The following is a 19,339-nucleotide window of genomic DNA, read 5'->3' as shown; positions in this document are numbered from 1 at the left end:
GCACCGAGCTGCTGATGGAATTCGTCGACGACGGCGAGGGCGGTGCCGCGCCCCGGCTCGCCCATGCTTCCTGTGCCCGTCGGCATCGGGACGCTCATCCGCGCCCCGGGTGACCTGTGGAACGTTCCCCGGGAGATCGAGCGATCCCGGGCATTGCATCGCGTGGACCTGAAGCCATACTGTGCGAAACAACGTTTCCATTTTTGCGAAACGGTGTTTCCATTTTCTCTGCCCGGAACCCGTGAAGGGGTGCCTCTTGACGCGTATCGATCAAGGCGTGATCTAACCCCGCGGTCACCTCGGCCGGTGCGTTCACGACCGTGCCGGATGGCGGCATCCCGGGGTTCGGGAGCATCACCGGATCATGCCGGCCCCGCCGGGCCGGCACCGCCCCCCACCGAGCACACAGGGAGAAAAGTGAAGGTCAACGTCAACAGACGTCCGCGGAGGGTCATGGCCGCGTTCACCGCCATGATCGGCATGCTTCTGACGACCACGATCGTGGCCGCCCCGGCCGCGCGGGCCGCCACGGCGTGCGGCGGCTACTCCTCGAGCACCACCACGTGTGTCACCGACTCCACGACCATCGCGGGAACCTCGTACAACCTGACCTGGTACCTGCCGAACGGCACCGCCACGGCCCTGATGCTCGCCCAGCACGGATTCAGCCGCAACTGCTCGCACCTGCGCAACACCAGCAAGACGATCGCCGAGAAGGGCGTCATGGTGTTCTGCGTGGACGCCGACATGAGCAACGGCAACCCGGCGCTGGGCAACCAGCTCGGCGACCTGCTCAGCTCTCGCGCGATCACCCCGCCGAACGGCAGGGCCCTGCCGGTGAACTACATCGTCGGCGGGCATTCGGCCGGCGGCCACTTCGCGAGCGTCGTCGGCGCCCGCCTGGCCGGCAACGGCTACCAGAACCTGAAGGGCGCGATCCTCTTCGACGGCGTGGCCTCCTCGGGCTTCACCGAGAACCTTCTCGCCGTCTCGGCCGGCGACACCCGCCCCGTCCTCCAGATCGCAGCGCGGCCGAGCGTCATCAACCTGTTCAACAACTCCTTCGGCGCGCTGGCGGCGCTCGGGTCCCGCTTCGTCGGCATCCAGCTCGTGTGGACCAAGTACACCCTGGGCATTCCCTCCGGCGGCAGCTGCCACATCGACGCCGAGGGCGAGAACACCGACGCGATCGGCATCCTCGGCGCCACCTGCTCCCCCAACGCCACGCAGACCTCCTGGCTGCGGGACTTCACCTCGACCTGGGCGCGGGACCTCGCGACCGGCTCGTACACCTCCTCCCACTACTGCACCGACGCAGGCGACCTCTCGACGTGCGGCAGCCGGGCCAACGTCGTCCTCGGCGGCAGCCTGCCGTACGCGGCGGTCATCCCGAACTCCTGACGCCGTAACCCGCTTGACCTGCACGGTGCCGCCGGACGGAAACGCTCCGGCGGCACCGTGCGCCGGGCGGCCCCGGCGCAGGGGCCGCCTCTCTCCTGGACCCGCCCCCTTCCCCATCGCGTTTCGGACACTGTAACTTCGTTTCCAAAACCGGCAATCAAGGGAGTGTCGAGTGGGACCTCATCCGCACGGCTGGTGGATCGTGCTCCACCTAGTGCTGTTCGTCTTCTGGCTGGGCGGGGACCTGGGCGTCTTCTACTCCAGCAGATCCGTGCTGAATCCGGCACTGACCCCCGCCGCTCGCGCCACCGCGCTGAAGATCATGAGCGGTCTGGACCTCGGCCCGAAGATCTGCCTGGTGCTCTTCCTGCCCAGCGGGGTGACGCTTATGGCGCTCGAACCGCACGGGGCCGAACTCTTCGGTGTGCGCCTCTTCCCACTCTGGTCGGTCCTGCTCGTCTGGGCCTTCACCGCCCTCTGGCTGGTGCTGACCGTGGCCGACCACCGCACCCACGGCCGATTCCCCCGGGTACGGCAGGCCGACTGGGCGATCCGGATCGCGCTGGTCACCGCGATCGCCGGGGCGGCGGGCTACACCCTGCTGGCCGACCGTCCGTTCGGGGTGGACACGAACCCCCGATGGCTGGGGGCCAAACTGCTGCTCTACGCGCTGGCCCTCGCGGCCGGACTGGGCATCCGGCTCAAGCTCCGCGCCTTCGGCCCCGCCTTCGGCACCCTTGTCGCCACGGGCTCGACTCCGGAGGTGGAGCGCACGTTGCGCGGCTCCGTCGACGGGTGCCTGCCCTATGTCTGGGTGATCTGGGGCAGCGTGCTCGCGGCGGCCGTGTCGGGCGTGCTCAAACCGGGGGCGCTTCTCTGACGGCGCCGCTCCGGGTCCTTCCGGAACCGGACTCCGGCGCACCCCGCCTCACCGTGGCGGCTCCGGGAGAGAGGACCCGGCCGGCACGGGGGCGGGGCACCTCACCGCCGCGAACGGATCAGCGGCGGTGACCGAGCTGGGCCGACAGGCGGCCGGCGGCCTCGACCACCAGGGGCGCCGACTCCTGCATGTGTGACTTGAACCGGGTGCTCGGCCCGGACACGCCGATCGCCGCGATCACACCGCCGCCATGGTCGAACACCGGGACGGCGATCGACGTGGCGCCCTCCTGCCGCTCGCCGTAGGAGGTGGCGTAGCCCCGGCGCCGGATCGCGGCCAGCTCGGTGTGGAGCTTGGCCGGATCGGTGATCGTCTTGTCCGTGAGCGCCTCCAGACCGTGCCGGCTCAGGTAGCCCTCGACCTCCTCCTCACGCAGGAACGCCAGGATGGCCTTGGAGGGACCGCCGGCGTGCAGCGGGTAGGGGATGCCGAGCGAGACCTCTATCCGCAACTCCTGCTCGGGGACCACCTGCTCCACGTAGAGGCGGGTGTCGCCGCGCCGTACCGACAGCGTGGCGGTCTCCCTCGTGCGGGCCGCCAGCCCGCGCAGCTCGGGGCCGGCCATGGCGCGCAGGTCGGTGCGGGCCAGATAGGCCCGGCCGAGCGCGATCGCGGCGTGCCCCAGTGAGTAACGCCTGGTGACCGGGTCGGCCGCGATGAGCTCGCGGCTGCGCAGCGCGGTCAGGATACGGTGCACGGCCGCCTTGGTCAGGCCGAGCTCCGCGGCGATCTCGGTCACCCCCAGATCCGGGCGGTTGCTGCGCCCGAACAGCAGCAGCACGTCCATCGCGCGTTCCACTGCCGCGATCGACCGGCTCTGGCCGTCGCCCTCGTCCACGGCGTCCGCCGGTCTCGCGCTGGTCCTCGCTGGCACCCGGCGCTCCTCTCGTCTTCGCAGGAGTCCACTCTACGGCGAGAGATTTCCCCATTGGAAACACGACCACCTCCGCCTGGAAACACAGTCACCTCCGCGTTGACACCGACCATGCAACGTCGTTACCTTCAGCGTTACAACGTTTCCAACAGTGAAACAGTGAGGGGCAGTGGCTACTGACGGTGTTTCCTTCCGCGCGGTGCTGGCACAGTGGCCGAGCGGCGTGGTCATCGTGACGACCGGCACCGCCGGCGGCGAGTGGCACGGCATGACGGCCAGTTCGTTCTCCAGCGTCAGCGTGGACCCGCCGATGGTCCTGGTCTGTCTCGCGAAGACCACCCGGACCCACCGCCTCGTCGAGGAACGGGGAACCTTCGCCGTCAGCATTCTCGGCAGGGACCAGGCGGCGCTCGGCCGCCGGTTCGCCGGGCAGGAGCCCGCACCGAACGGCCCGTTCACCGACGCGCGCTGGGTCACGGGCGTGACCGGCTCCCCGGTGCTCGCCGACTCGATCGGCTGGCTCGACTGCCGGGTCGCGCACGCCTACCCGGGCGGCGATCACACGATCTTCGTCGGCGAGGTATTGGCGGCGGACACGCCCCGGCGCGTGGCTCCCGTGCTGTTCCACTCCCGGGCCTGGGGCCAGCTCGCCGACCCGCTTCCCGACGAGGTCGCCGTCGCCGACACCGGCCTGCTGTCGATCCTGCGCACCCGCGGTTACGAGGAGGCCCGGCTGGCCAGGATCTCCCGCGCGCTGCGCGCCGCGGGTACCAGGGTCCGGCTGTTCGACCCGTACGGCGAGCCGCTCCCCGCCGAGAACCTCGACCCGGTCACGGCCTCCGCGTTGATCGTGGAACCCGCCCAGGTCCACTCCGCCGTCCGCGCGGGTGCCGGGGTGGTCGAGGTGGTCGTCTCGGCTGAGGAGCACGCCGCCTCCGTGCGTGCGGGCGCCGGCCCGCCGGCTCCGGAGAGCGCGGCCCCGACCGTGGAGGCCGCCCGGCGGGTGGGTCTGACGACGGTCGCGCACATAACCGAGTCCTTCGCCGAGGACCGCGCGGACGCCGTCGTCTCCGCGGTCGGACGGCTGGCCGACCTCGGCTGCGACGAGATCGGGCTGGAGGAGGGCAGGCTCCACGCCTCCCCGCTACGGGTACGCGAGCTCCTGCGGGACGCCTCCGCCGCGGCCCGGTCCGCCGTCCTGCGGGTCCGCCTGCGGGAGCGGAACGGGATCGGCATGGTCAACGCGCTGGTCGCGATGAAGAGCGGGGTAGGGCACTTCGACACCACGCTCGGCGGAGTGGACGGCTCACTCCCCGGGGAGGACGTGCTCTTCCTGGCCTCCCAGCTGGAGGTGGCCAGCTCCGTCGACCGTACCGCCCTGGTCGCCGGCGCCACCGAGCTGGAGAGCTCCTGGGGTTCCCCCCTGCCCGGACGCACCTACCGATTCGTCAGTTGAACCCGTACCACCCCGACTCCACCTGCCTGAGGGGGCACAACGTGACCGACAAGCTGACCGGCGAACGTCTCGTCGACGACATGACCGATGCCGAGCGCGCCCGTGCGGCCCGAGTCGAGGCGGTGCTGCCCGCGCTGCGCGCCGCCGCGGCCAAGGCGGACGAGGACGCCCTCTTCCCGATCGAGCACATCGCGCTGCTGCGCGAGGCCGGGCTGCTCGGGCTGGTGGTTCCCGAGGAGCACGGCGGGCTCGGCGGCACACTGCGCGACCTGGCCGCGGCCACCTTCGCGATGGGCACGGCGTGCCCGTCCACGGCACTGGCCTACTTCTTCCACAACACCAGCGCCTCCCGAGGGCTGCTGCCGCTGGAGGCGATCGAGGCGGGCCTGTTCACCGACGAGGAGGCCCCCGTGGTGCGGGCCTTCGCCGAGAAGGTGCTGACCCGGATGGCCTCCGGGACGTGGCTGGCCAACTTCGCCTCCGAGTCGGTCAAGAGCTCCGGCGCCAACATCACCATCGCCACCACCGCCCGCCGTACCGAGGGCGGCTGGGTCCTGGTCGGCGAGAAGTCCTTCGGCTGCGCCACCGGGGTGGCCGACCACTACCTGACCACCGCCAAGCTGGAGGGGTACGACACGGCCGAGGGCCTGGCCACGTTCTTCGTGCCACGCGACGCGCCGGGGGTCTCCGTCCGCGCGCCGTGGGACGGTCTGGGCATGCGGGCCACGGCCAACAACGGCATCCGGCTCGACGGCGTGTTCATCCCCGACGACGAGGCGCTGACGATCCCCGGGGCGTTCACCCGGATGCTGCAGATGAGCCGGGGCAGCTTCGTCGGCAACCAGCTGGCCATCTCCGCCGTCTACACCGGATGCGCGCAGAACGTCTACGACGTCGTGGTCGAGCAGCTCACCAAGAAGACCTTCACCGACACCGGGCGGCCGATCGCCGCCAGCCCGATGCACCAGGTGCTGATCGGCGACATGACGGTACAGCTGGAGACCGCCTACCTGTGGCTCCGCCGCCAGCTGCGGCTGGAGACCTCCGAGCCGCCGCTGCGGCCCAAGTCCGAGGTGTTCCGGCAGTGGCGGATGGGCAAGGGCTCGGTCACCGAGGCGTGCTTCCAGGTCGCCCTCGGCGCGTTCAAGGCCTCCGGCACCTCCGGCGCGATGATGGGCGGTGTGGTCGGCCGTGCCCTGCGCGACCTCGCGATGGGGCTGGTGATGACCTTCCCCGCCGAACGCGGCAAACTTGAGGCCGCCCAGATGGTCACCCAGGCCAAGGAGAACGAACTGTTCGCCATCGCGGACCGTCCGTGAGACGACCGGGCGCACCCGAGAACAGCCCTGGAGCATCCATGATCGACATTCCCGAAGTCCAGGACCTGGTCGACGGCACCTGGGCCACCTGCACCGACGATCTGGGCTTTGACCTGGAGGACCCCGCGACGGGCAAGCCGGTGACCCGGGCCGTGGGCACCTCCGCCGCCCGGGTCGGCGCGGCGCTCACCGCGGCCGAGAACGCGTCGGCCTCCTGGGCGGCGACCTCGTCCGAACGCCGGGCCGAGATCCTTGACTCCGTCGCCGACGCGCTCGAAGCGCGGATCCCGGCGATCGTCGCCCTGGAGTCCTTCGCCACCGGCGTGCCGATCCGCCAGACCGCCCCGCTGGGAATGATCATCGGGGGCGCGTTCCGGCTGGCCGCGGGAGAACTGCGCGGGGGCCGGCTGCTCGGCACCGAGATCCGTGAGGACGGCCGCACGGTGGAGGTGCACCGGCTTCCCCTGGGGCCCGCCCTGTGCCTGGTGCCGTGGAACGCCCCCGCGCCGATGGCGGCGCACAAGACCGCCAGCGCGCTCGCCGCCGGCTGTCCGGTGATCCTCAAGGTGAGCGAATACGCCCCCTACGGCTCCCAGCTGCTCGCCCGGGTCCTGCATGAGACGCTCCCCCCGGGTGTCTTCCAGCTCGTCCAGGGCGGCCCGAGGACGGGCGAGCGGCTGGTCGGCGACCCACGCGTCCGCGCGGTCTCCTTCACCGGCGGCCTGGCCGGGGGCCGGTCGGTCGCCGCCGCCTGCGCCGCCGGTCTGCGCCCTGCCCAGCTGGAGCTCGGCGGCAACAACCCCCTGGTGGTCCTGCCCGACGCCGGCACCGAGACCGCCGCCCGGGCCGCGGCCGACCTGCTCACCACGCTCAACGGCCAGTGGTGCCGGGCACTGGGCCGCCTCATCGTGCCCCGCGACCGCCTCGGCGAGCTCGTCGAGGCCGTCGGTGAGCGGCTGCGCGCGCTGCGCGCCGGTCCCCCGCTGGAGGAGGAGACGGACTTCGGCCCGCTGATCCACTCCGCTCATCTGCGACGGGTCCGCGACGCGATCGCCGCCGCGGGGGGCCGGGCCGTGTCGTACGGGACCGTGCCGGAGGACGGCAACTTCCTGGCTCCCACACTGATCACCGGCACCGACCTCACCGACGAGATCTTCGGCCCCGCCGCGGCGGTCGTCCCCTACGACACCGTGGACGAGGCGGTCGGCCTGGCCAACGCCACGCCGTACGGGCTGGAGGGGTACGTCGTGGGGACGGACGAGGAGCGGGCCCTCGCGGTCGCCCGGCGTGTCCGAGCCGGCGAGGTGAAGGTCAACGGCTCCAGCGTCATGAGCCTGCACCTGTCCACCCCGCGACCGGCCTGGGGCCTGTCCGGTCTGGGCGAGGAGGGCACCCACGAGACCCTCCGTTTCTTCACAGGCGCCAGGGTCGTCGGGGTGGAGGGCGGCTTCGCCCTCCACGGAAGGCGGCGCCCCTGAGGCGCGTGCCGGTGACTCCGCCCAGGTGAACACCCCGCTCGGCGGCCCGGGAACGAGCGGTGCGGCTGGCGCCCGCCGGGCTCCGTGCGGTCACGGGCCCTGCGCGGGCCCTCGTCTCGCCCGTACGACCGCGGGACAAGGGCCCGCTCAAGGAGGATCCGATGCGTGAGAACCTGATCTTCAGGGAGAATCCGGCTCGCGTCGGTGAACTCGTCGGAAGCGTGCCGGTCACGGACCCCGCCGGGGTGGACGAGGTCGTCCACCGCGCCGACGGCGCGTTTCGCGAGTGGTCACGGGTCCCGGTCGCGGAGCGGATCGCCGCCCTGCGGCACGCCGCCGACACCGTGGCCGCCCGGCTGGAGGAGCTGGCGACGCTGCTGGCCCGGGAGACCGGCAAGCCGCTGGCCGACTGCCGCGGCGAGATCGGATTCGCCGTCACGTTCCTGCGCTGGACCTGCGACCGCGCCCCGGCGGCGCTGGCCTCCGTGGAGGTCGACGACGCCGCCGGGCGGCTGGTGGTGCGGCGCAAGCCGTACGGGGTGGTGGGCTGCGTGACCCCGTGGAACGCCCCGATCATCCTGGCGATGCTCAAGCTGGGGCCCGCGCTGGTGGCGGGCAACGCGGTCGTGCTCAAACCGTCCCCGCTGGCGCCGCTGACCGTCACCGAGATCGCGGCCACGCTGCCCGCCACCTGGGTGATCCACGGCGGCGCGGAGACCGGCCGCGCACTGGTCGGCCACCGGCTCGTCCGCAAGGTGGCGTTCACCGGCGGCGACGCCGCCGGGCGGGAGATCGCCGCGACGGCCGGTGCGATGATCACTCCTTCGGTGCTGGAACTGGGCGGTAACGACCCGGCCGTCTTCCTGCCGGACTTCGCGCTGACCGGCGCCGACTACGAGCGGCTGGTCATGGCGTCGTTCGCGACCGGCGGGCAGGTGTGCATGGCGGCCAAACGGCTGTACGTGCCGCGGGCGCGGAGCACCGAGTTCGTCGAGGCGTACCTCGCGGCGGCGGAGCGCGTCCTGGTGGTCGGCGACCCCTTGGCGGAGGAGGTCACCATGGGCCCGGTCATCTCGGCCGCCGCCGCCGACCGGATCGGCGCGCTGGTGGCGGCCTCGACGGGCGCCGGTGGCGGGAGGGCCGTGCCGCTGGGCCGATCCGTACCCGGCCACGACCCGTCATCAGGATATTTCGTGACACCGCACCTGGTCATCGGCCTGGACGACCACGCCCCGCTGGTGGCCGACGAGCAGTTCGGCCCGGTGGTGCCCCTGCTCGTCTACGACGGTGAGGAGGAGGTGCTGGCCCGCGCCAACGCGGGCGAGCTGGGCCTGGGCGCCTCCGTCTGGTCCGCCGACGAGGAGTGCGCCTTCGCTCTGGCGGACCGGTTCGAGGCCGGGTTCGTCTTCGTCAACACCCACAACCGCACCGGGATGTCGCTGCGCGCCCCCTTCGGCGGGGTCAAGCGCAGCGGATACGGCCGCGAATACGGCAAGGAGGGACTGCTGGAGTACGTCCAGTCCGCGGTCGTCCACGCCCCGGCCGCGTTCCGCCCCGGCGGAGGCGGCATGGCCGCGGGGGCCTACCCCGGCTGATCACAGTCCAGCAGACCCGCCGTGAGCGCTCCGGGCCCCGCCGGAGGCGCCACGGCTGTTCAGCGACCTCGGCGATGCCGCAGGTCACGACAGGTCGAAGGCATTCGGCCCGCATTCGCACCTCGCCGCGGCAGAGCTCTCAGCGGCCGTCTCCCAGCCGGCGCGCCACGCCCCTTGACGATCCCAAAATTCCCTCCTAGGTTTCCTCTATCGTAACGGCGTATCTCACAGAGATACAGGAAAGGTGGCGTCGTGGAACTCACTCGCCGAAGGATTCTGCAGATGGGCGGGCTGGCTGCCGCGGCGCTCGCCACCGGGTGCGCGACCACGCCGAAGAAGGCGGCGACGGCGACGGCCGGTGCGCCGCTCATCGTCGCCTCCACGGCCATAACCAACTCCCTCGATCCGGCCGCCGCGCTCTCCAACGTGGGAGCCACCTTCAACGCCCAGGTCTACGAACCGCTGGTCGCGTTCGGCGCGAGCGGCAAGCCGGAGCCGGCTCTGGCCACCGCCTGGCGCACGATCGACGACCTCACGATGGAGTTCACGCTCCGTCAGGGGGTGAGGTTCCACCGCGGCGGCGCCTTCGACGCCGCCGCGGTCAAGGCCAACATCGAGCGGCTGCTCTCCGGCGACCCGGCGTTCGCCTTCCGCGTCGGGCAGATGGGCACGCTGGCCGGCGCCGAGGTGGTCGGCCCGGACACCGTGCGGATCATGACGAAGAAGCCGGACCCCATCCTGCTGAACCGCCTGGCCAGGCTGGGCATGACCGACCCGGCGATCTTCGCGGAGAAGCCGGGCGCCGTTGCCTCGGGCACCGGCCCCTTCCGGGTGACCGCCTACACCCCGGCCAAGAGCATCGACCTGGAGGCGTTCCCCGACGCCTGGCGGAAGTCGGAGAGCATCAAGACCGGCCGCGTCGTCGCCATCCCCGACCCGGGCACGCTGACCACCGCACTACGCACCGGCGAGGTGGACGGCGCCTACGGCCTGCCGCCCGCGGTGGCGGCGGAGCTGACCGGCTCGTTCGTCGCGAAGTCCGTCTCGGCCGGCTCGTGCGCGATACTGAGCATGATCGGCGAGATGGAGCCCAAGCTACGCGACAAGCGGGTGCGGCTGGCGCTCAACCTCGCCGTCAACAAGGAGGAGTTCGTCAGGTCCGGGCTGTCGGGCTACGGCGAGGTGCCCACCGGGCAGTTGCTCCAACCCGGCTACGTCGGTTACGACCCCTCTCTGGAGGCCTTCCCGCATGATCCCGAGCGGGCCAGGGCCCTGCTCAAGGAGGCCGGTGCCGAGGGGCTGACCCTGAACATCGCCACCACCGCCATCTTCAAGCAGCAGGCCGAGATAACCGCCGGCTACCTCGCCAAGATCGGAGTCACGTCCGAGGTGGTCATCCAGGACCTGTCGTCCTTCATCACCACGCTGCTGAAGAAGAGCGAGGTTCCCCTGCTCTACTGGCAGACCGACTACGTCGACCTGCACGACATCGCCGGCGTCAGCCGCTTCGGGCCGCAACCCGAGGGCGTGCAGCGGCACGTGGACGATGAGGAGTACATCAAGCTGTTCGCGAGCAGCCAGACCGAGATGGATCAGGCCGACCGGGAGGCGACCATCAAGGCGATGGCCAAGCGGCTCCACGACGAGGCCGGGGTGGTCTTCCTGGCCTGGCCGAAGACGGTCTACATGCACTCGCCCAAGTCCGACCTGAAGCTCAACAGCGACGGCCACGTGCTGTTCGCCGAATCCAAGAAGAATGCATGAAAGCAGACCGCACAGGCCCGCGCGTTCTTCGCACGGGTGCGGTATGGCTGGTCCGGCTCGCCGTGACGGTACTGGGCGTGCTGACCCTGCTCTTCTTCCTCCTGCGTCTGTCCGGTGATCCCGCCGCTGTCCTCGTGGGACCCGGCGGCACCGCGGAGGACATCGACAGAGTCCGCCGCGAGCTCGGCCTGGACCTGCCGCTGTGGACACAGTACGGCGCGTTCCTGGGCGATGTCGCCCGGCTGGACTTCGGTGTCTCCTCCCGCACCGGAGAGCCCGCCGTTTCCGCGGTGCTGGTCCGGCTGCCGCTCACCCTGCAGATCGTCGGTGCCACGCTCGCGCTCGCCCTGCTGATCGGCGTCCCGCTCGGCATGCTCGCCGCGGCCCGGGCCCGGCGCCCCGCGGGCCGGGCGATCACGACGGGCGCCGCGGTCGCCCAGGCGGTACCGAACTTCGTGCTCGGCCTGTTGCTCCTGCTGGTCTTCGCGCTCTGGCTCGGCTGGCTGCCGAGCTACGGCTCGGAGAGCCCGCTGCATTCGGTGCTCCCGACGTTGACCCTGGCCGCCTTCACCGTCGCCCGTGTCGTACGACTGGTGAGGGCCGGCCTGCTGGAGGCGATCGAGCAGGACTTCATCCGGACGGTCCGGGCCAAGGGGGGCGGCCGCCTGCGCGTGCTCACGCGGCACGCGCTGCCCAACGCCTTCCCGCCGGTACTGGCCTTCCTCGTGGTCGACAGCGCCTACCTGCTGTCCAGCACGGTGATCGTCGAACAGCTCTACGCCTACGACGGGATCGGCAAGCAGCTCGTGGACGCGATCTTCCAGCAGGACTACCCGATCGTACAGGCGACGGTGTTCGTGGTGGCCGTGCTGGTGGTCGCGGTCAGCGCGCTCGGCGACGTACTCGGCGCACTCGCCGACCCCCGGGTCAGAAGGGAGGCGGCCGGATGAGGCCGTCGGTGCGGATCGCGTTGGCGGGGCTGGCGTTGATCGCCCTCGCGGTGGCGTTCGGGCCGTCCCTGCTCGGTGTGGATCCGCTGGAGCAGGACCTGCCGGCCAAACTGGCGCCGCCGTTCTGGATGGAGGGCGCGCTGGCCGGCCACCCCCTCGGCACCGACCAGCTCGGCCGCGATCTGCTGGCGCGCGTCCTGGCGGGCGGGCGGACCTCGCTGCTGGTGGGCTTCGCGGCCAGCACGCTGGCCTGCGCGGCGGGAATCGTGGTGGGGCTGCTCTCGGGTTATCTCGGCGGTTGGATCGACCGGCTGATCATGGGCCTGGGCGACCTGTGGATCGCCTTTCCCTTCCTGGTGCTGGCGATCGCGACCGTTGGCGTCGTGGGCTCCTCGACACCGGTTCTGATCACGCTGCTCACCCTCGCCGGCTGGGTCACCTCCGCCAGGGTGACCCGGACGATCGTCAGGCAGGTCAGGGGAGAGGACTACGTGGCGGCCTCGATCGGAGCGGGCGCCGGTCACCTGAACGTGCTGACCCGGCATCTGCTGCCCGCGGTGGCCGGCGCCAACCTGGTGATGTGGACCTTCGTGGTCGGCACGATGGTGCTCGTTGAGGGCGGCCTGTCGTTCCTCGGCCTGGGCGTGCGCCCCCCCGCCCCCTCCTGGGGCACGATCCTCAACGACGGGCGCGAGCTGCTGGAGACCGCCTGGTGGATCCCGCTGTGGCCGGGGCTGGCACTCACCCTGACCGTGTTCCTGGTCAACCTGCTGGGCGACGGACTCCGTGACGCCCTCGACGTTCGGACGGACGACCATGCTTGAGGTGAAGGACCTGGTGGTGACCGCCGGCGGCGTGCGGATCGTGGACGGCGTCTCCTTCGAAGTACGGCCGGGCGAGGTGCTCGGCATGGTCGGCGAGTCGGGGTCGGGTAAGACGATGACCATGCTCGCCGTGGCCGGCCTGCTGCCCGGCCCGGCCAAGGTCACCGAAGGGACGGCCTTTCTGGACGGCGCCGAACTCACCGAGGCCCGGCTCGAACGGATCAGAGGGCGCCAGATCGGCTTCGTCTTCCAGGACCCGGCGACATCGCTCGATCCGCTCATGCGGATCGGCGTACAGATCTCGGAGGTGCTGCGAATCCACGGCGCGAACCGTACCGGGGCCCGGCGACGGGCGGCGGAGCTGCTGGAGCAGGTCGGCATCGGCCCTGAGCGGGCCGGGGTCTACCCGCACGAGCTTTCCGGCGGGATGCGGCAGCGGATCGTGATCGCGATGGCCATCGCGCTCCGGCCGTCCCTGCTGATCGCGGACGAGCCCACCACCGCGCTGGACGTCACGGTCCAGGAGCAGATCATGCAGGTGCTGCGTGCCGCGCAGCGGGAGACGGGAGCGGCGACCGTGCTTGTCAGCCACGACCTCGGCCTCGTCGCCGGGGCCGCGCACCGGATCGCGGTGATGTACGCCGGCCGCCTGGTCGAGACGGGAACCGTGGAGGAGGTCCTTGGCGCGCCGCGCCACCCCTATTCCGCCGCACTCATGCGATCCCGGCCGCGGATCGGTACGGGCCGGGGGCCGCTACCGGTGATCCCCGGGTACCCACCGGCGCCCAGGTCGCGACCACCCGGCTGCGCTTTCCATCCCCGCTGTCCCGCCGCGCTCGCCCGCTGCGCGAAGGAGACCCCGCCACTCGCCGATGGCGTGGCCTGCTGGGCGGTGCAGGATGGCTGAACCGCTGCTCCGCGTCACGGACCTGCGCAAGAGCTACGGCGCGCTGCGTGCGGTGGACGGCGTGACGTTCGAGGTCGACCGGGGCGAGACGCTCGCGATCGTGGGCGAGTCCGGCTGCGGGAAGTCGACGCTGGCCCGGTGCGTGGCGCGGCTGACGCAGCCCACCGGCGGGAGCGTGCGCCTGGACGGGGTGGAGCTGGCCACCCTGTCACGCCGGCGGCTGCGCCCGCTGCGGCCCCGTTTCCAGCTCGTCTTCCAGGACCCCGCCACCTCGCTGAACCCGCGCTGGACGGTCGGGGAGATCGTGCGGGAGCCGCTGCGCCTGCAGAACGTGCGCGGGGACGTGCCCGGCCTGCTCGCGGAGGTGGGCCTGGACCCGGAACTCGCCGGCCGTCACCCGCACCAGCTCTCCGGCGGGCAGCGGCAGCGGGTGGGCATGGCGAGGGCGCTGGCCCTCTCTCCCGACCTGCTGGTGCTCGACGAGCCGGTCACCGCCCTGGACGTCTCGGTGCAGGCCCAGATCATCAACCTGCTGCTCCGGCTGCAGGAGGAGCGCGGCCTTGGCTACCTGTTCATCTCGCACGACCTGGCCGTGGTGAGCGCCGTCGCCCATCGGGTCGCGGTGATGCACGCCGGCCGGCTGGTCGAGACAGGGCCGGCCGAGCAGGTGCTCGGCCGGCCCTCGCACGACTACACCAGGGCACTGGTCGCGGCCGTCCCCGGCGCCTGACCGCTACGCGTGTGCCACGACGGGACGCGCGAGACCGTAGTGCCCGCGGAGCGTCCGGCCCTCGTACTCGGTACGGAACAGGCCCCGGCGCCGCAGTTCCGGCACGACGTGGTCGACGAAGTCGGCCAGGCCGCCGGGCAGCGTCGGGGGCATGACGTTGAAGCCGTCGGCAGCGCCCTTGACGAACCACTCCTCGATCTGGTCGGCGATCTGCTCGGGGGTGCCCGACACCACGCGGTGCCCCCGGTTGCCGGACAGGCGGCGGATCAGCTGTTCCAGCGACAGGTTCTCCCGCCTGGCCAGGTCGACGATGACCCCGGCCCGGCTCCGCTGGCCTTCGACCACCCCGGGAATGTCGGGCAGCGGCTGGTCGAGCGGGTGCTTCGTCAGGTCCACGCCGAGCATCTCGGAGATCGTGGCGACGGTGGACTCGGGAACGACCAGCGACGCGAGCTCCTCCTGCAGCTGTGCCGCCTCACGCTCGGTGGAGCCGATGATCGGCGACAGGCCCGGCAGGATCGCCACGTCCTCGGGGCTCCTGCCGTACTTCGCGAGCCGCCTCTTGAAGTCGGCGTAGAACGCCTGGGCCGAGTAGATGACCGGCTGCGCGGTGAAGACGGCCTCGGCATAGCGGGCGGCGAACTCCTTGCCGTCCTCCGAGGAGCCCGCCTGGACCAGCAGCGGCCGGCCCTGCGGCGAGCGGGGAATGTTCAGCGGCCCGCTGACCCTGAACCGCTCTCCCTCGTGTTCGACGGCGCGGACCTTCTCCACGTTCGCGTAGATGCCCTCCGACTGGTCGCCGACGACGGCGCCGTCTTCCCAGCTGTCCCAGAGTTTGGTGACCACGTCCACGAACTCGGTGGCCCTGGCGTACCTGACGGCGTGCAGCGGAAGACTCCCGCCGAAGTTGCGCGCCTCCGACTCGTTGGCCGAGGTGACGATGTTCCACCCGGCGCGGCCACCGCTGATGTGATCCAGCGAGGCGAACTTACGCGCCACGTTGAACGGCTCGTTGTAGGTGGTGGACATGGTGGCGATCAGGCCGACGTGCTCGGTGACCACCGCCATCGCCGCCAGCATCGTCAGGGGCTCCAGTCCGCCCAGGGTGTGGTACTTGATGTCGCCCCAGAAGGACAGGGAGTCGGCCAGGAACACCGAGTCGAGCTTGCCCCGCTCGGCGGTCCTGGCCAGTTCCTGGTAGTGCCGGATATCGGTGACTCTGGACGGGTCCGCGCCCGGGATGCGCCAGGCGGCCTCGTGGTGGCCCACGCCCATGAGGAAGGCGTTCAAGTGGAGCTTTCTCATCTCATCCTCCAGCCCCGCACGGTGTTTCTCATAGAGAAACGTTGTTTCGGGAGAGGAGACTAGCAGGATTGGATCACGAATCGTGGTCCACCACGGCACGGGCGGCGAGCCTCGGGCGAAGCCAGGCCGCCACCTCGAGGTGGGCCGGATGCTCCTGGTAACCGCGCAACTCTTCGGCGGACTCGTGCCGCGTGACCAGGCACAGGTCATAGGAGACCGGCGACCCGATCACGTCCAGGCCGACGACGAGATCCCGGATCTGCTCGACCCGGCCACCCATGCCCTCGAGCAGTTCCCTGGCCTTCGGCGCGTCCCGCGGGTCGGTGAACTTCATCAGCACCACATGGGTCAGCACGATTGCCTCCTAGACATTTCCTCCGGTTTCGCGAGATCCTATGTCTCGGAAACACCGTTTCTCTAGACGTAACAATCGAGGAGTGCACATGGTACGCGTCGCCGCGGCGCAACTCGAGACAGGCCAGGACCCGGCCGCCAATCTGGCCGCCTGTCTGCGCGCGATCGACTCGGCCGCGGCCCGGGGAGCCGAACTGATCGTGCTGCCCGAGTTCTGCAACCACCTGTCCTGGTACGAGGACCGCGCGCACGCCCGGCGGCTGGCCTGCCGCCACGGGGACCCGTTTCTCACCGCCGTCTCCGAGCGGGCCGCCCGGCACCGCGCGTATGTCAAGGTCGGTGTCACCCTCGCCAGGGAGGACGGGCGCACCACCGGCGCCTCCCTGCTCTACGGCCCGGACGGTACCCTCCTCGGCGAGGCCGACAAGCAGACCCTGATGGGCGCGGAGAACGACCACCTCGATCCCGGGACGGCCGTGGGCCCGGTGATCGCGACCGAACTCGGCCGGCTCGGCATGTACGCCTGCATGGAGGGCGTGATCAGCGAGGTCACCCGCGGGCTGGTGCTACGCGGCGCGCAGGTGCTGCTCAACAGCCTGAACTCGTTCGCCGTGGACGAGGCGAGCCTGCACATCCCCGTCCGCGCCGCCGAGAACAAGGTGTGGGTGGTCGCCGCCAACAAGGTCGGGCCGCTGATCCCCGCCGACATGCTGGAGTCCGTCGGCGCCGGGCTCGGCGTCCCGCCGGAGTGGCTGCACGGCGCGGGCGAGAGCCAGATCGTCGCCCCGGACGGCACGGTCGTGGCCAGAGCTCCTCGGACCGGCGAGGCGGTGGTCGTCGCCGACATCGACGTCACCCTCGCCGACTCCAAGCTCCGCCCCGACGGCACGGACATCCTCACCGCCCGCCGCCCGGCCCTCTACCGGCCGATCTCCGCCGAGCCCCGCGGCCGCCGGGCACCCGCCGGAGCCGAGCGCCTGGCCGTGGCCGTGGTGCGGCCCCACGACGAGCCGGGCACCGCCGGAGAGCTCATCGGGCAGGCGGTCGCGGGCGGGGCGGAACTGATCGTGCTCCCCGAGCTGTGCGGGGTGAGTGCCGAGGAGGCGGCGCGAGCCGTCCGCGGGACCGCGGCGCACGTAGTGCTCAGCGAGATCCGCCAGGGGGCGCACGAGGGACTGCTGATCTCGGGCGAGGGGGTCGTGGGACGGCAGCGGGCCCTGCACCCCGTCACCCGGCACGCCGGGCGTGTCACCTCGCTGGGCGACGGTCTGGAGATCTTCGAACTGCCCTGGGGACGACTCGCCGTCATCGTCGGCGACGACGCCGTGTTTCCCGAGACGTTCCGGCTGGCGGCGCTGGCCGACGTGGACGTCGTCGCGGTGCCGTTCACCCCCTCCGAACCCTGGGAGCTGGAGTACGGCCTGCTGGAACGGGCCGCGGAGAACCGGCTCAACGTCGTCGCCGCCGGTCACGACGGGCCGGCGGGCCTGGCCGGGACCATCTTGGCCACACCGCGCGACTTCACCCTCTGGACCGCCTGGGAGGGCCCGTTCAGCGGTCGCATCAGCCACCCACTCGTCACCCCGGTCAAGAACGGTGACCACTTGGTAAGCGCCGATCTCTACCCGGCGCAGGCTGTCAACCGACACGTCTCACGCGGCACCGACCTGGTGGACGGCAGACCGTGGCGGCTGGCGGGCGCGCTTCAGGAAGGAAGCTCATGAAGGAAACGTTGCAGCACGTCGAGCAGATGCTCGACGAGTCTCCGGCCATAGACGTCACCGAGACGTTCGAGCAGTTGCGGACGATACTCGCCGAGCTCAAGGCGAAGATCGACGCCAGGTTCGAGCTGACGCGAGACCCCTCCAGCGACCGGTTCGACAGCTACGGCAGCTATCCCGACGGGCCCGGCGGCCGGATCGAGGCCTACACCGGGCCGGAGGTCGACTGGATGGTCCACTCCTGGCTGGGAAACCCGAAGGCGAGCTTCACCAACCTGCACCTGACCACCTGGCTGGGCCCGCAGATCGACGTGCCGCACCTGGGCATCGCGCTGCTGGTCTGGCCGGGGGGCTGGTTCTACCAGGACTTCATCCCGCGGGTGAACCTGGCCGAGCGGGCCGACTACTACGACCGCTACTACGCACCACTGGACGCCGACTGGGTGCGGTTCAAGGAGGAGAACCCGGACTTCACCTGGTTCACCAGCCGGACCGGGTTCATCCGCGCGAGCCTGTCGCCCAACGTGTACTGCTACTCCTTCCCGCGCGCCCAGCAGCACATCGACGTGGTCCGCGAACTGCTCGACGCCCGCGTCGACCGCTGGCTGCGCTGGGTGGACGAGGCCGACCCGGTGCCCGAGGCCGACCGGCCCGCGCTGGCCGCCACCGATCTGGCGATCCGCCGGAACATCGCCGACCGCGACCCCGCCAACGTCATGGGCGTGCGCTACTTCGGTGAGGAGACGACCGACAAGCTGGTCCGGGCGCTGTGGGGCGGCGACCGCGTGCTGCCGAGGCCCGCGTGATCCGATCGCTGTGGTGGGCGGCGAAGACCGGCGGCGATCCTCCCTTCGACACCTCGCACCTGAAGGTGTACTACCCGGCGGCCCCGGACGGCGACCGGCTGACCGGGGTGTTCCGGCCAGAGGGCGGCCCGTATCCGGTGGTGCTGTTCCTGTCCGGGATCAACGTGGGTCAGGACGCCTATCGATGGCTCGCGACCGAGATCGCGGCCGCCGGCTTCGTCTGTGTGACCTTCGACCGGGTGGGTGAGCTGTTCGGCGGCGAGTACGGGCTGACGCCCGGCGTCGACCTGGACGCCGCCCGGCCCGGGATCTACGGGTCGCGCCCGACCTGCCCGGCGATCCCGGCGATCCTGGCCGCGCTGGCCGAGATCGACCTGCTGAAGGGCGCGATCGACCTGGAGCGGGTGGCGCTCGGCGGCCACTCGGCGGGCGGCTCGGTGGTCCTGCAGTCGGCCCGGCACCTCCCCGAGGTGAAGGCCGTGTTCGCCTACGGCGCGCACACCATGGTGGCCACCATGCTGGGCTGGCCCGCGGGGACCGTGGTACCCGCCCAGGTGGACTGCCCGGTCCTGCTCTCGGTCGGCACCAGGGACGGTGTGATCATGGGAAGCTCGGACCGGTACGGTCAGGAGGAACACCCGGCCGATCCTGTCACCCGGACGTTCGACGAGGCACTCGGCGACCGGGACGGATCCCACCTGCTGGCCGTCATCGAGGGGGCCAACCACTTCGGGATCGCCGACCCGGTGGACCCGACCGCCGCGCGGGCCTTCCTGGACCTACCGGCCACGGCCGAACCGCGACCGATCCTCTCCCGGCTGATCACCACGTTCTTGCGGACACACCTGTGCGGTGACGAGCATGCCCGATCGGAACTCGACGGCCTGCCCGACCTGCAACGCCGTTAGGAGGAAA

Annotated in this window: 17 protein-coding genes; 14 read left to right on the top strand and 3 right to left on the bottom strand. The window is 71.2% G+C overall.

Annotation, left to right across the window (positions count from 1 at the left end; translation table 11 throughout):
* The first annotated feature begins 453 nt into the window (after positions 1 to 453).
* Positions 454 to 1,401, top strand: coding sequence for a hypothetical protein (locus ACWD3H_RS40350; protein WP_451958775.1), 948 nt, complete (start codon positions 454 to 456; stop codon positions 1,399 to 1,401).
* A 172-nt stretch (positions 1,402 to 1,573) separates the two neighbouring features.
* Positions 1,574 to 2,281, top strand: a complete 708-nt coding sequence (locus ACWD3H_RS40345) for a hypothetical protein (protein ID WP_451958774.1) — start codon at positions 1,574 to 1,576, stop codon at positions 2,279 to 2,281.
* Positions 2,282 to 2,399: 118 nt separating this feature from the next.
* On the opposite strand, the gene ACWD3H_RS40340 is transcribed toward ACWD3H_RS40345, so the two are convergent.
* Positions 2,400 to 3,215 (bottom strand): IclR family transcriptional regulator, encoded by an 816-nt coding sequence (locus tag ACWD3H_RS40340; RefSeq protein ID WP_355555649.1) that lies wholly within the window; start codon positions 3,213 to 3,215, stop codon positions 2,400 to 2,402.
* A 169-nt stretch (positions 3,216 to 3,384) separates the two neighbouring features.
* On the opposite strand from ACWD3H_RS40340, the gene ACWD3H_RS40335 reads away from it, so the two are divergent.
* The 9 genes from ACWD3H_RS40335 to ACWD3H_RS40295 all read left to right on the top strand — a co-directional run bounded on the left by ACWD3H_RS40335 (position 3,385) and on the right by ACWD3H_RS40295 (position 14,238).
* The gene (locus ACWD3H_RS40335; protein ID WP_451958773.1) at positions 3,385 to 4,671 is read left to right on the top strand and encodes a flavin reductase; all 1,287 of its coding nucleotides are present in this window, start codon (positions 3,385 to 3,387) and stop codon (positions 4,669 to 4,671) included.
* Positions 4,672 to 4,712: 41 nt separating this feature from the next.
* Complete coding sequence (locus tag ACWD3H_RS40330) at positions 4,713 to 5,990, top strand: acyl-CoA dehydrogenase family protein (RefSeq protein WP_451958772.1); 1,278 nt, start codon at positions 4,713 to 4,715, stop codon at positions 5,988 to 5,990.
* A gap of 38 nt (positions 5,991 to 6,028) precedes the next feature.
* On the top strand, positions 6,029 to 7,468 hold the full coding sequence (locus tag ACWD3H_RS40325; protein WP_451958771.1) for an aldehyde dehydrogenase family protein: 1,440 nt from the start codon (positions 6,029 to 6,031) through the stop codon (positions 7,466 to 7,468).
* Positions 7,469 to 7,629: 161 nt separating this feature from the next.
* A complete protein-coding gene (locus tag ACWD3H_RS40320) occupies positions 7,630 to 9,063 on the top strand; it encodes an aldehyde dehydrogenase family protein (RefSeq protein ID WP_451958770.1) in 1,434 nt (477 codons plus the stop codon).
* Positions 9,064 to 9,345: 282 nt separating this feature from the next.
* Positions 9,346 to 10,827 (top strand): ABC transporter substrate-binding protein, encoded by a 1,482-nt coding sequence (locus ACWD3H_RS40315; RefSeq protein WP_451958769.1) that lies wholly within the window; start codon positions 9,346 to 9,348, stop codon positions 10,825 to 10,827.
* Positions 10,824 to 11,777 (top strand): ABC transporter permease, encoded by a 954-nt coding sequence (locus tag ACWD3H_RS40310; protein ID WP_451958768.1) that lies wholly within the window; start codon positions 10,824 to 10,826, stop codon positions 11,775 to 11,777. Before ACWD3H_RS40315 ends, ACWD3H_RS40310 begins: the two co-directional genes overlap by 4 nt.
* Positions 11,778 to 11,785: 8 nt before the next feature.
* Positions 11,786 to 12,601 carry an ABC transporter permease gene (locus tag ACWD3H_RS40305; RefSeq protein WP_355555635.1) on the top strand — a complete coding sequence of 272 codons (816 nt, stop codon included), beginning with the start codon at positions 11,786 to 11,788 and terminating at the stop codon, positions 12,599 to 12,601.
* Positions 12,594 to 13,508 carry an ABC transporter ATP-binding protein gene (locus ACWD3H_RS40300; RefSeq protein ID WP_355555633.1) on the top strand — a complete coding sequence of 305 codons (915 nt, stop codon included), beginning with the start codon at positions 12,594 to 12,596 and terminating at the stop codon, positions 13,506 to 13,508. Before ACWD3H_RS40305 ends, ACWD3H_RS40300 begins: the two co-directional genes overlap by 8 nt.
* On the top strand, positions 13,501 to 14,238 hold the full coding sequence (locus tag ACWD3H_RS40295; RefSeq protein ID WP_451958767.1) for an ATP-binding cassette domain-containing protein: 738 nt from the start codon (positions 13,501 to 13,503) through the stop codon (positions 14,236 to 14,238). Before ACWD3H_RS40300 ends, ACWD3H_RS40295 begins: the two co-directional genes overlap by 8 nt.
* Before the next feature lie 3 nt (positions 14,239 to 14,241).
* Here the strand turns inward: ACWD3H_RS40295 and ACWD3H_RS40290 are convergent, their stop codons facing one another.
* Together ACWD3H_RS40290 and ACWD3H_RS40285 are read right to left on the bottom strand one after the other, a co-directional pair.
* Positions 14,242 to 15,543 carry an LLM class flavin-dependent oxidoreductase gene (locus tag ACWD3H_RS40290; protein WP_451958766.1) on the bottom strand — a complete coding sequence of 434 codons (1,302 nt, stop codon included), beginning with the start codon at positions 15,541 to 15,543 and terminating at the stop codon, positions 14,242 to 14,244.
* A 73-nt stretch (positions 15,544 to 15,616) separates the two neighbouring features.
* Positions 15,617 to 15,898, bottom strand: coding sequence for a Dabb family protein (locus ACWD3H_RS40285; protein ID WP_451958765.1), 282 nt, complete (start codon positions 15,896 to 15,898; stop codon positions 15,617 to 15,619).
* Between the two features lie 88 nt (positions 15,899 to 15,986).
* On the opposite strand from ACWD3H_RS40285, the gene ACWD3H_RS40280 reads away from it, so the two are divergent.
* The 3 genes from ACWD3H_RS40280 to ACWD3H_RS40270 are packed head-to-tail and all read left to right on the top strand — an operon-like array spanning position 15,987 to position 19,332.
* Positions 15,987 to 17,621, top strand: coding sequence for a nitrilase-related carbon-nitrogen hydrolase (locus ACWD3H_RS40280; RefSeq protein ID WP_451958764.1), 1,635 nt, complete (start codon positions 15,987 to 15,989; stop codon positions 17,619 to 17,621).
* Entirely contained in the window at positions 17,618 to 18,424 is an 807-nt protein-coding gene (locus tag ACWD3H_RS40275) for an oxidoreductase (RefSeq protein WP_451958763.1), read from the top strand. The genes ACWD3H_RS40280 and ACWD3H_RS40275 overlap by 4 nt, the downstream gene beginning before the upstream one ends.
* Entirely contained in the window at positions 18,421 to 19,332 is a 912-nt protein-coding gene (locus tag ACWD3H_RS40270; RefSeq protein WP_355555621.1) for an alpha/beta hydrolase family protein, read from the top strand. The genes ACWD3H_RS40275 and ACWD3H_RS40270 overlap by 4 nt, the downstream gene beginning before the upstream one ends.
* Positions 19,333 to 19,339: the final 7 nt, after the last annotated feature.

This window comes from Streptosporangium sp. NPDC002607, assembly GCF_053592655.1.
The sequence above is the reverse complement of the archived record's forward strand: the minus strand, read 5'-3'. Positions and strand labels throughout refer to the sequence as shown.